This is a genomic window from Flavihumibacter sp. CACIAM 22H1, assembly GCF_001601815.1.
Taxonomy (GTDB): domain Bacteria; phylum Bacteroidota; class Bacteroidia; order Chitinophagales; family Chitinophagaceae; genus Flavihumibacter.
In genome coordinates this window covers 10,666-22,831 of sequence record NZ_LUKG01000024.1, presented here as the reverse complement: position 1 = coordinate 22,831, position 12,166 = coordinate 10,666, and the positions used below count along the sequence as shown (strand labels likewise).

Here is a 12,166-nt window from a genome sequence, read left to right as displayed (position 1 = left end):
CTGCTAATTACGGATGGGCTGCTAATATTAACCAGGTAATAGGAAATAATACAGCAGAACTAGCGCCGGTTGTTTTGTTTGTAGACGAATTAAAATTTGGCAGTGCAGCTGCTGCATCTACTGAGTTTATTGCGGGGCAAACGCCGCAACAACCAGAACAACCTCAACAGCAATTAGCCAGTTACATTTTTTATGATAACTGCGAAATTCCGGGTATGCCCTATCTTACGATGGATTACAACCTGCAGCCGCCGGTACAGTGGGCTCATTTCCAGGGCGACCCTTCTGTTAGTTCTGTAGTACGAAGTGCGGAACAAAAAAGAGCAGGCGGATTTGCTTACAAATTTGAATTAAATGATGGGCCCGGTAACAGTTGGCCTTATTTTAAGTCGGAACTGGTATGGAACTTCCTGCCTGCCGGCTCGCCGTTGGGTATTTTAGGTAATACCGATGCATTTAATCGTCCTGTATTAGGCTTAAGATGGGTGGCAGCATCTACTTTTATTCCTTCTTATAACACTGATTTCAATACTCCCACCAGCATATTGTTCAATACAAAAGCTGTAGATGATGACTGGCCACAACCCAATGCACTTTGGATGGAGAACGGCCGTTATAAATTCGTACTAACCAGGGTTGGTCCTAACGGTACTACTCAAACGAACAATACGGATGTAGGCCCGGTTGTTAAAGATGTATGGGAGGACTGGGTATTAAACCGAAACTTCACGAGTGCCGATTCGGGTTATGTACGTTTGTATAAAAATGGCCAGTTAGTTTTTCAATACCTGGGCGGCAACTGGAAAGACGATGCATTCCACAGTAAGGAACCCTATATCCAGATGGGAATTTATAAATGGGCTTTTGGAAGCAACTGGACGATTCGCCCGGATGCCTCGAAAATCACCCTCTTTATTGACGAAATCAAGTTTGGGAATGTAGCTAACCGCCTGGAAGATTTTGTCGTTAAAGCCGCTGCTAATATTCCACCGGTATCCAATGCAGGTCCTGACCAGTTCCTGAATATACCCGTTACCCGCACCCAACTCACCGGCATTTCTACTGATGCCGACGGGTCTGTATACGCCCGTCAATGGACGAAGATCAGTGGCCCGGCAGGTGGTGACATATCTGCTCCCAGCCAAAATACAATTACCCTTACCAACCTGGAGCAGGGAACTTATCGCTATCGTTTCCAGGTTACTGACGATAACAATGCTACCGCCAGCGATACGGTTGTAATCAATGTTTTGGCTCCGGTAATGACCATGGTAAATTATTCTCGTTTTGGAGGTGGGGCCAGCCAGCCCATGCAATATGTTTGGAAAGGCGGTAATTTACCCAATTCTACGGCCGCAGCTGTAGGACAACCGATAAACGGCGATTTTAGTCTGCAGATTACCATTGGCCGTCAATCGGCGGGTGCCTTTGTTGCCCTCGATACCGACGACACCCTGGAACATATTTATACACCCGGACAAATATGGATGGGCGTGGCAAATGGACGACTGTACGCCGGCGATTTCCCGGGCTGGTTCCTATATCGTTTAACCGATGCCGTGGTTGCAACCGGTGATTTTATAAGGATACGTCGCCAGGGCGACAGTTTCCTGCTGGAGTATTCGAAAGACAATGGCGCTAGCTGGGTACTGGCTTATACTTACCTGTATCGTACCACCCGTACCATGTGGCCAAAAGCTACCTTTGACAACCTGAACTCCACCATCTACTACCCTGCCATCAGCACGGGTAGTGGAACTGCGGCTCTTATAGAACGTACCACCGCTCCGATAGAAGCTGCCGTTTCAGCCAATGCAGCCAGCCTTACGAAAGTGCAGCCAAATCCGGCGAATCAATGGGTGCAGGTAACTATCGGATCGGAGTTTGCTGCGGGCAAACTACATGTTCAGGTATTTGATAATGCCGGAAAATTAGTGAGCCGTCAACTAACGACATATCAACAGGGACAAACCCTGAAAATAGAAACCAAAAACTGGAACAGCGGCTCCTATTTTCTACTGATCCGGGATGAAAAAGGCAACCAGGTTCAACAAAAAATTGTGGTGGTGCATTAATTCCGTTTCACCGGTCGGGTGCTACCCGACCGGTGAAACGGGAAAAATACCCCCCGAAATACCGGTTTAATCACGGTAAGAAAGATGGAATCGGGGGTTAGTTTTGCAATAGGGGTGAACTTAATCAAACTACCGAAACCATTGCCTTACCTATTTTGATCCACTACTAACACAACGTTCATAGCAGTACAGATGTGTTCAATTGAACCTGCCTAAAAGCAGGTTTTTTTTATGTTATACGGGGAAAATGCCCCCCTTTACGGTGTATTCTCCCATTGATCAATAGATGCAGAGCCAATAGTTTTGTTGCCTAAACAGGTTCGGTCGGTCATGGTTGTGGTTGTCTCAGACGCCACAACCTTACCGGCTTAAAATCCCTGATCATTCAATGAAAAGATTACTCGACCTTTCGGTTCACTCTATACCATGGCTCCTGTTAATCCTTGCCTGCCTTACCCTGATAACAATGGTAGTTGTGTTGATGCAGAAAAAACAGCAAGACAGAGATATGAATCAAAACGATTAAAAAGATTCAACGCTGCCCCCATTCAGACGTTTGCATCCGACCTATCCCTGTTTTCTTTAGTTTTAACTTTAACAACCTCAATATTTCTACTATGAAGAATGTATTCATCTTACTGTTTAGTATGCTTGTCCTGGTTTCCTGTAAAACCTCCAGATCCATCCCAATTCCAACGGATGAAAAATATGTTGCAGAAAAAATTACTCCGGAGCAGGCGGCAGAACTTGAAAAAAACTACCAGGCAGACCCTGATTTCAAAAAAACATTTAGAAATGGAATGTATCTTCCCATTTCAGTTTTAGACGATCTTAGAAAGTCTGTCGGCATTGAAGGAATTTCCATTTACTACGGGAAAGACCCCGGATTTGCCAGCCCTGTTTTTATCCTGTACGCTACTAAAATTACCCCTACATCTCAGCAGGAAAAATCTGCAGACGGCGGAGATGTAATTTATAAAGTATTTTACCCGTGTCCTACCATCTGCGGAAAATAACTTGAATAAAACCCCGGGAAAAACGGAATGAATTATTGGACTACAACACTTATTAAACTAGTAATTATCGGCATTGGAATCGTTATCGGATTTGTCCGGGAAAAACAATTAAACCGAACCAATTATAATTTCCTGATTTTCCTGTTAGTGGCCGGCGGCGGAGAACTACTGGAATGGCTGTTGGCTTATTACTACAAACATAATTTTGTTTACTACCATGTGTTTCGTCCCCTGTTTTATACCCTTATAACCCTGGCCTTAGCACAAGAACTGGGACGAATGAAGCGAAGTTTTCGGCTATCCATACTATTTGTATGGATAGCTGCTTACTTCAATGCAAAATACCTGCAGCCTCCCGACAACTCACTCAACACTTTAATTATCAGCTTGATTTGCCTGCTGCAAATTTTACAGGTATTATTTTATATTGCCCGGCTTTTTGATCAGTACAACTGGAATGAAACAATTTACCGTCATAGCTTCTGGATTGCAATCGGTATCCTGCTCCACTCCATTAGCTCTTTTTTAACCCTGGGCCTGCACAATGTTCTGGGCGGCGATGGCCAAAAACTGGTTACCAACTTTCTGATCGTCTCAGAATGGTTATTTTACGCTTCCTTTGCTATTAACTTACTGGTCCAAAAACCAGTTGAAGATGCATAAGCAAGTTCCATGAATGCCAGTCAATTTGAAATCATTTACACCATGGCGGCAGCTGTCGTCATTATGCTTGCGCTCAGTGGGTTTGTGGTATATCTAATTCTTTCCAGTCAAAGGAGAAGGATCCGCCTCCAGCACGAACAACAACATATGAAAGAATCCTATGAAAAAGAAGTCCTTACCACCCAGATAGAAAGCAGGGATCAAACGCTTCGGGATATCAGCCAGGAAATTCACGATAATATGGGGCAATTACTAAGTGTAGCCCGCATCAACCTGAATATCCTGGAAAAAGAATTGGAAGAACATAAATCGGTTAAAAGAATCAAAGACACTAACCTGATACTGGCCGATGTAATCAAATATATACGGATGCTCTCGAAAGGCCTGAATTCCGATATGTTATCGAGTTATGGCCTGCGCGAATCGATCAAATTTGAACTTGACCGAATTGCACAAACGGCCATGATAAATTGCCGATTCGAAACGGAAGGAGAGGATTTCCTGATTGACAATAAAAAAGAAATCGTGCTATACCGCATGATCCAGGAAATCCTGAATAATATTCTGAAACATGCCCATGCAACAGAAATTTCCATTGTAATGAAATATACTGCTGCTCATTTTATGCTAACGATTTCTGATAATGGAAAAGGATTTAATAAAGAAGAAGCCGGCTCAAAATCTATAAAAGAAGCAGGTTCCGGACTCAAAAACCTGGAAAAAAGGGCCCAACTGGTAGGCGCTTCCTTACAAATAAAAACCAGCCCGGGAGAAGGTACGAATATTCACATTCTTTTACCCAAACCAATCAATCATGGAAACCATTAAACACCCGCCGTATAAAGTAGCTATTGCCGACGATCATCGGCTGATCGCAGAGTCCTTATCACATTTGATTAATGACTCTCCCGAATTTACCGTAACACTACTCGCCAACAATGGCAAGCTGCTGTTGGAAGCCTTACGGGCAAGTGAACAGGAACCTGATATTTGTATTCTCGACATCAATATGCCCGTAATGAACGGCGTGGATACAGCCCGTGCCATTAGCAGCCAGTTTCCCACTATAAAATTACTGGCATTAAGCATGAACGATGATGAAGCCTCCGTCATACAAATGATCCGTGCGGGCTGCAGGGGGTACTTACTAAAAGATTGTTCCCAGGCAGAGCTTCATCGCGCCCTGAGTGAAATACTTACCAAAGGATTTTATTACAGTGATTTTGTTACCGGCAAACTGGTACATACCATTCATCGTGAAGAAAAAACCCTAGAACCAGCCATCCGTTTATCTGACAGGGAAATGGAATTCATAAAATACGCCGCTTCAGAAATGACGTATAAAGAAATTGCCCTTACCATGAAACTCAGTGAACGCACTATTGACGGTTATCGCGAAGCGTTGTTTGAAAAACTGCAGGTTAAAAGCCGGGTAGGGCTGGTACTTTATTCTATCCGCGCAGGGTGGGTAAATGCAAATTAGCATCTGATTAAAATACCAAATTTTAATAGCTCTCTCCCATTTTTCGGCAGACCGAACCATCCCACCCATACCTGGTTGCTGTTAAACGATGAGGCCCAATTGCCATGGGTTGATTTATACCAGCCCTGCCATTCACCAGGTTACGGAGCAGGGCATTACCAAGTGCTGGGAATTACTCAGCAATGTACACCACAGGTTCAGTGGCACCAGAAATTTCATTGGGATCGAGTTCGACAAATACTTTCAGAAAAATGAGTTTGATAGGACGATATGGCCGCAAATGAGGGTAAGCGTTGCAGATAATTTTTACGGCATGAATAGTAACAGACAGCTCTATACGAAGAGAAAACCAACGGTTCAGTTCATTTGTCCGGCTAATTTATGAACCTGGACATAAAGCTGCCCGGCAGGCTTACCACCCGATACCATAATCTTCTCCATAATTACTGGAGCCGCCCCAGAAACTCTGGTGTTTCCAATCGAACCAAATAGCATTTATTGGTCCGGATGTACGAGCTTCAAACCGAAGAATATATCCCCTGTCGGTTAGTTCTTTCCTGATCCAGGCAGGCGTTGATTCATGCAAAAGCAAATGCCCGGGTTTGGGCTTTCTATCCTTGCCGCCCAGGGATAACCAATACTGATAACTGTTGAAATTCGGCGCTTCTGCAGCCTGCTGTACATTCATTCCAAATTCTGTTATGTTCAGAAAAAACTGTAGCAGGTTCTGATCCTGTGTATCGCCTCCCTGTACAGCAAAAGACAGAAAAGGACGCCCCTCTTTCAAAGCCAGAGTAGGCGTAAGAGTAACCCGGGGGCGTTTACCTGGCGCCACTACGTTAAAGGGGTTTAGTGCAGGATCAATAACGAAACTCTGCATCCGCTGGCTCATTCCAATTCCAGTTTCCCCTGCAATACAGGCCGGTACCCAGCCCCCACTTGGTGTAATAGAAACCACCCAGCCTTCCTTATCGGCGGCCTGCACACTGGTTGTACCCCGCCATACCTGATCGAGGTAGGCTGCATCCGGGGCTGCAGCCAATTCCTTTGTTCCCTGCTCCTGCCACTTATTCAGTAAGTCTTGATACGGATTTTTATCCTGTTGAAAAGGATATGGATCGCCTGGCCCGATAGCCGGGTTGTTGTTTTCTTCCAATAAAAAGCGGGCTCTTTCCTTTGCATAAGTTGTTGACAGTAATCCTTCCATCGGTTCTGCCGGTGGAAAATAAGGATCTCCGTAATAAAAATCACGATCTGCAAATGCAAGGTTCATTGCCTGGTACAGCGTATGGATATAGCGCGATGAATTATATCCCATAGCTTTCAGATCCACCTCCTGCAATAACTGCAAACTTTGCAACAGCATCGGCCCCTGTGTCCATTGCGATAATTTATAGACGTCTATCCCTTTATAATTTACTTTGAGGGGTTCTTCAATTATGACCTTCCAATTGGCAAGATCCTGCCGCGTGATCAACCCGCCCTGCTCCTGGCAGCCCCGCACAAATTCGGCGGCAATATCTCCTTTATAAAAACGATCGTATGCTGCATAAATAGCTTCTTTACGCGATTTACCTTTCTTCAAAGCAGCTTTTTCTGTTTCCACGAGTTTCTCCAAGGTGCGCAACAATTGCTGCTGCACAAATAATTCTCCTGCTTCTGGCGCTTCCCTTGGTGCACCCGCATGTGGCAACAATACTTTTGCAGAATAAGGCCATTCCTTGATCCGTTTTTTCTCCCGCTCAATACTATTGGCGGTTTGCGCCTCTATGGGGTATCCGGCAGCCAGCTCCATAGCGGGCGCCAGTACTTCCGCCAAACTCATTTTACCATATTCAGCAAGCATCGTAAACAGCCCGCCGGGTGTACCGGGCGTAACGGCAGCAAGCGGCCCATATTCAGGAGGAAAATCATATCCCTTCTTCTTGAAAAATTCAGGCGTTGCTCCTGTTGGTGCTACTCCTAATGCATTTATGCCGATCACTTTTTTTAAACCGGGATGGTAGATCAATGCCTGCGTTTCTCCTCCCCAGCTCAACACATCCCACATTGTACAGGTAGCAGCAAGCATAGCACAGGCCGCATCTACTGCATTTCCTCCTTTTTGAAAAATTGCAGCACCCGCAGTTGCTGCCAATGGCTTTCCCGTTATTGCCATCCAGTTTTTACCGTGCAAAACGGGCTTCTGTGTACTTTGAGCAACTAACTGAACGGGCATCCATAACATCAACAGCAATAATGATCGCATAGAATTTTTATTTCAGCTTTTGTTAAAGCCATTTTAACAAATATACCCTAAAACTTATTCACATAAAGAGCGATTGGAACAGTTTTGGGAACCCCTTCTACTGAATCTAAACAACAGTTTTATGAAAACGACCCTCTTCAAAACCATCTTGATGAGTACAGGCATGGCTATTATTTTTACTGCCTGCAGTCAGGATGATGACGCCAATCCGAATACGGCCCAACTTGAAATCCGCCTTACAGATGCCCCCAATCCAGCTATTAAGGAAGTTTGGGTCGACATCAAGGAAATTCAGTTGAACATGGATGGTGAAAATGAAAACTGGACCACTTTATCAGGTACATTTCCAGGTGTATACAACCTGTTAGACCTTACCAACGGCAGGGACACCATACTCGCCAATGCAACCCTTCCTTCAGGAAAAATGAACCAGTTGCGACTTCTGCTTGGTGAAAACAATTACATCATAACGGCAGACGGCCAGAAAGAAATGCTGACCACGCCAAGCGCCCAGGAATCGGGTTTAAAGGTTTTGATAAATGCGGACCTGACCGGAGGTGTTTTATACCGGTTGGTGCTGGATTTTGATGCTGCTAAATCAATTGTTCCGGCAGGCAACAGTGGTAAATATATTCTTAAACCTGTAATCCGGGTTTTATCCATGGTTCCTTCAGGAGGTATTGTAAAAGGATTTGTAGCACCGGATTCGATTCTTACGACCATTTTTGCGTTGAAAGGAAGCGACACTATTTCAACCACCGCTACCAGTAATGGTAATTACCAGTTTCGTGATATACCTGCAGGTAATTATTCCCTGCATTATTATCCCGCACCCGATTCTTTTAAAACGGTTCAACAGGAAGTTACTGTTACACTCGGACAAACAACGATGGCCGACACGATCCACCTTGAACTTAACTAAAAAAAGCCCGTCGGAAGTATAAGATCCGACGGGCTTTTTTAATGATCGTTGCGTTTTTCAGTATTTTACCTCTACCATAAACCTTGCCTCCGAATTTCCCGCATCTAACTCTGCGGCTGCAGCATTGCTGATCCGGATGGTTAACCCCGCATTTTCTTTAATTGCGGACAACTGCCCTAATACTTTTGCATACACCGTTTTATTGGTGCCCGTATGGCGAACCTGAACAATTGTTCCCACTGCAACATTATCCATCAGCGCATAGTATTTTCCATCTTTCCAACCACTGGTACTTCTAAATATGGTAGCCTGGCCACTTACCGATTTGGCCCCATTTTTAAAGCCTGATTTAAAAAATCCCCCATTGAAATTTACCGAAGCACCCGCGGCCGGCAATTCTTCCTGTTTAAATACAGGCGCGGGCGCTGGTTTATCGTTGTTTTTCGGGGCTGACACAACCGTTACCTGTTTTTCTTCTTTCGGTGCCTCAACGGGTGCCTTGGGAGCGGTGGATTGTGCCGGTGGTTCTTTTGCGGCGGTAGATTGAACCGCTTTGGAAGCAAGTGCAGACTGATCTCTTTTCACTTTAAGAAAACCAACCACCAACTCCATACCAGGCCGAATCTGATTCCGGGTAATTCCATTCCATTTTTCAAGTTTCTCCAATGCAACTTTATTATGATTAACACTTACCCGAAACATCCACTCTCCTTCTGCAACGCGATGATAGACCGGCACCAGTACTTCATCTGAAGCTTTCTTTTCATCCTGCGAAAAATTAGCAGCTACTAAGGGAACTTTTAATACCTGGCCAATTTTCAGCCCGGCATTCATATCCGTATTGTTGAATGGCGCTATTTCTTTGGGGTGAAGATTGTAGAGGCGGCCAACACTGAACCAGGTTTCTTTGGCAGCCACCTTATGCTGAACATATAAATCCGGACTGTTTCCTTTCACTTCAAGATCGGCCTGTGCAATGGCACTGAACGAAAGAAATAAAAACAGGACCCAGAGTATCGGCATTTTTTGCATCAGGACTATGAATTTTAGTATTCCTGCAAATATGGTGCATTCTCTGCAAAATTGCAGCCAAAAGCAGGTTAAGAACCCGTTAGCGGTCGGATTGCATTAAAATCCGCCAATCTTTCGGGTAATAATTATTCGAACGGTTGGGCAATACTTTCAGCCACCCCAGGCCAAGGCCTTTGTAAGCAGCCAGGTTCCAACCTTGCCTGGCCCCATCCATATGAATTTCTTCCTTCCGTAGGAACTGCAATGCAGTTGACGCAGGTAGTTCTACCCGAGGTATCTTTTTACCAAGATCCAGGCTTAAGGCAAGCGCATGATCCGGCAATAATTGCCGACCGGCCCATTTTCCCATGGTAACCCCTGCCCTTCGGATATAAAGCGGCGATAAAGCTTCCACAACACTTAGAACCGGCCCGGACATGCCAACCATGGTATCATTGAGCATATAAAACGCAGACAGGCCCGGTTCCAGCCATTCCTGGCCATCCTGCGCCTGTTGTTTAGAGGCCTTCTCCAGTTTGATACGATTTTTTCGATTGGCTTTTTTTTCGGTGGCCTGTTGCTTGCGAAAAGCGCTTAGAAAAAAACCTTCACCCTGCAATAAATTTGGATATAGCCGGTATCCATATCCTTTTTTTACAGGCGATAGAGATTCAACGATATTCCAACCAGCTTCGAGTTGTAAAGGCGCTGCAACCGTATCGTAGGTCGATAGCATCCAGTCCACCACCTGTTCATCTTCCTGCATTGAATAGGAACAAGTGGAATAAATCAACCAGCCATTTTCTTTTAAACAGGGCCATATATCACTTAATATGCGTTGTTGCCGTTGGCTGCACAGGTCTACCAACTCCTCCGACCATTCATTCATTGCTTTGGGATCTCTTCTGAACAAGCCGCTTCCACTGCAGGGTGCATCTACTACTATCAGGTCAAATAGCAGATCCGTCTTACTGAAATCACGTGGATCATTACAGGTTATTACCTGGTTACTATTACCCCATTTTACCAGGTTTTCTTCCAGAACAGACACCCTCGATTTAATTACCTCGTTGCTAACAAGTACGGAATCATCTGGCAACAAGGAGCGTAAATGGGTTGATTTGCCTCCAGGGGCGGCACATAGATCCAATACCCGCAGTCCGTTTCTTTGGGGCAGCAGCTGCAGGATGGCCTGTTCCAGCAACATACTACTGGCTTCCTGCACATAATAGGCACCAGCATGTAGAAAAGGGTCCAGGGTATATTTTGGGCGTACCGGTAAATAATAACCGAAAGCCGACCAGGGCACCTGTACACGATCCGGAAAACTGAGGTTGGCAGGGTCTTCTACCTTTTGCGGGTTCAGCCGGATACTTTGTACCTGCTCACCACTTGCATGAATGGCACAAAAACCCGCTTCCTGCCAGCCGGGTGCACCGGCCATATGTTTATTAAAGGCTGCTGGAATGGTCAAGTCTGTTTTTTTACAAAACTACGACTTAGAGATTTTTAATTTCCGTAGTTATGGATTCCAGCACTTTTTTTGCATCGCCAAATAACATCGATGTTTTAGGTTGGAAAAAAAGCTCATTTTCAATACCGGCATAGCCCGGTTTCATACTACGTTTATTAACGATGCAGTTTTTAGCCATTTCAACTTCCAATATTGGCATACCATAAATGGGCGAGGCCGGGTCTGTTTTTGCTGCAGGATTCACTACATCATTAGCCCCTAACACCAACACCACATCAGTTGTTGAAAACTGTTCGTTGGCCGTTTCCATTTCCAGCAGATTGTCGTAATCCACATCAGCCTCGGCAAGTAATACATTCATATGCCCGGGCATACGACCGGCCACCGGATGAATGGCATATTTCACTTCCACCCCTTTTTCGGTTAAAAGTTTTTCCAACTCATGACAGGCATGCTGGGCCTGGGCTACCGCCAGGCCATAACCCGGAACAATCATAACCTTGTGTGCATAGCTGAGCAAAACAGCGGTATCTGAGAGATTGATCTCCTTGTAATTACCTTGGGTTTTACCAACTGCTTCCTTGTTGGCAGCGGTTCCACCAAAAGCCCCTACCAGTACATTCAATAAAGACCTGTTCATTGCCTTGCACATGAGTATGGTTAGCAGGGTTCCGGCAGCTCCTACCAGTATGCCTCCTGTTAACATGGCTTTATTATTGTATAAAAAGCCGCCACAGGCAGCAGCTACCCCGGTAAATGAATTCAGCAGGGATATTACAACCGGCATATCGGCTCCTCCAATCGGCAACACAAAAAACACTCCGTATAAAAGGGATAAGCTAAAAATGAGGTAAAACACCGTAGTATTGGCATTTTCGTACACTCCCGCCATCCAGGAAGCCAGGATTAGTACTACCAGAAACAGGACTATATTCACCAGATGCTGGCCCCTGAAAGAAAAATCCTTTATTTTCCCATTGAGTTTACCCCAGGCAATAACACTTCCTGAAAAGGATACAGAGCCAATTATTAACCCGGCCAGTATCACCACTGCATGCCCAACCCATGTATAATAAGCCGAGCTGGATGGGAAAATATCGCCTAATACGATATCATGCGGTTGGTGCAGTGTTTCTGCCAGGTGGTTAAATTCTGTAATAGAAATCAAAGCAGCGCAAGCTCCTCCCATGCCATTAAACAGGCTCACCATTTCTGGCATAGCGGTCATCTTCACTTTTTTTGCGGCAAGTGTACCGATAATGGTGCCGATAAGT

11 protein-coding genes are annotated in these 12,166 nt (G+C 45.0%); 7 read left to right on the top strand and 4 right to left on the bottom strand.

Translation table 11 applies throughout. The features are described from left to right. The 6 genes from A1D16_RS08810 to A1D16_RS08785 form a co-directional block, all read left to right on the top strand. Positions 1-2,075, top strand: a 2,075-nt coding sequence (locus tag A1D16_RS08810) for a heparin lyase I family protein (RefSeq protein ID WP_290708993.1), incomplete at its 5' end; no start/stop codon positions are given. Positions 2,076-2,463: 388 nt separating this feature from the next. Continuing rightward, positions 2,464-2,601 (top strand): hypothetical protein, encoded by a 138-nt coding sequence (locus tag A1D16_RS08805; protein ID WP_290708992.1) that lies wholly within the window; start codon positions 2,464-2,466, stop codon positions 2,599-2,601. A gap of 91 nt (positions 2,602-2,692) precedes the next feature. Then, positions 2,693-3,091: a hypothetical protein gene (locus A1D16_RS08800; protein ID WP_290708991.1), complete on the top strand. Its 399-nt coding sequence runs from the start codon at positions 2,693-2,695 to the stop codon at positions 3,089-3,091. Between the two features lie 27 nt (positions 3,092-3,118). Next, positions 3,119-3,754 (top strand): hypothetical protein, encoded by a 636-nt coding sequence (locus A1D16_RS08795; protein WP_290708990.1) that lies wholly within the window; start codon positions 3,119-3,121, stop codon positions 3,752-3,754. 9 nt (positions 3,755-3,763) lie between these two features. Beyond that, the gene (locus tag A1D16_RS08790) at positions 3,764-4,582 is read left to right on the top strand and encodes a sensor histidine kinase (protein ID WP_290708989.1); all 819 of its coding nucleotides are present in this window, start codon (positions 3,764-3,766) and stop codon (positions 4,580-4,582) included. Beyond that, positions 4,569-5,237, top strand: a complete 669-nt coding sequence (locus A1D16_RS08785; protein WP_290708988.1) for a response regulator transcription factor — start codon at positions 4,569-4,571, stop codon at positions 5,235-5,237. The genes A1D16_RS08790 and A1D16_RS08785 overlap by 14 nt, the downstream gene beginning before the upstream one ends. Positions 5,238-5,649: 412 nt before the next feature. On the opposite strand, the gene A1D16_RS08780 is transcribed toward A1D16_RS08785, so the two are convergent. Beyond that, entirely contained in the window at positions 5,650-7,485 is a 1,836-nt protein-coding gene (locus A1D16_RS08780) for a gamma-glutamyltransferase (RefSeq protein WP_290708987.1), read from the bottom strand. Positions 7,486-7,606: 121 nt separating this feature from the next. Between A1D16_RS08780 and A1D16_RS08775 the strand changes: the two genes are divergently transcribed. Continuing rightward, complete coding sequence (locus A1D16_RS08775; protein ID WP_290708986.1) at positions 7,607-8,407, top strand: DUF4382 domain-containing protein; 801 nt, start codon at positions 7,607-7,609, stop codon at positions 8,405-8,407. A gap of 57 nt (positions 8,408-8,464) precedes the next feature. Here the strand turns inward: A1D16_RS08775 and A1D16_RS08770 are convergent, their stop codons facing one another. From A1D16_RS08770 to A1D16_RS08760, 3 genes are all read right to left on the bottom strand, one after another. Beyond that, complete coding sequence (locus A1D16_RS08770) at positions 8,465-9,439, bottom strand: LysM peptidoglycan-binding domain-containing protein (protein WP_290708985.1); 975 nt, start codon at positions 9,437-9,439, stop codon at positions 8,465-8,467. Between the two features lie 79 nt (positions 9,440-9,518). Beyond that, the gene (locus A1D16_RS08765; protein WP_290708984.1) at positions 9,519-10,892 is read right to left on the bottom strand and encodes a hypothetical protein; all 1,374 of its coding nucleotides are present in this window, start codon (positions 10,890-10,892) and stop codon (positions 9,519-9,521) included. A 25-nt stretch (positions 10,893-10,917) separates the two neighbouring features. Beyond that, the coding region (locus A1D16_RS08760) for an NAD(P)(+) transhydrogenase (Re/Si-specific) subunit beta (protein ID WP_290708983.1) at positions 10,918-12,166 on the bottom strand (1,249 nt) is incomplete at its 5' end.

Coding starts and splice junctions, on each gene's coding strand:
- A1D16_RS08805 (WP_290708992.1), top strand. CDS start 2,464: ATGAAAAGATTACTCGACCTTTCGGTTCACTCTATACCATGGCTCCTG.
- A1D16_RS08800 (WP_290708991.1), top strand. CDS start 2,693: ATGAAGAATGTATTCATCTTACTGTTTAGTATGCTTGTCCTGGTTTCC.
- A1D16_RS08795 (WP_290708990.1), top strand. CDS start 3,119: ATGAATTATTGGACTACAACACTTATTAAACTAGTAATTATCGGCATT.
- A1D16_RS08790 (WP_290708989.1), top strand. CDS start 3,764: ATGAATGCCAGTCAATTTGAAATCATTTACACCATGGCGGCAGCTGTC.
- A1D16_RS08785 (WP_290708988.1), top strand. CDS start 4,569: ATGGAAACCATTAAACACCCGCCGTATAAAGTAGCTATTGCCGACGAT.
- A1D16_RS08780 (WP_290708987.1), bottom strand. CDS start 7,485: ATGCGATCATTATTGCTGTTGATGTTATGGATGCCCGTTCAGTTAGTT.
- A1D16_RS08775 (WP_290708986.1), top strand. CDS start 7,607: ATGAAAACGACCCTCTTCAAAACCATCTTGATGAGTACAGGCATGGCT.
- A1D16_RS08770 (WP_290708985.1), bottom strand. CDS start 9,439: ATGCAAAAAATGCCGATACTCTGGGTCCTGTTTTTATTTCTTTCGTTC.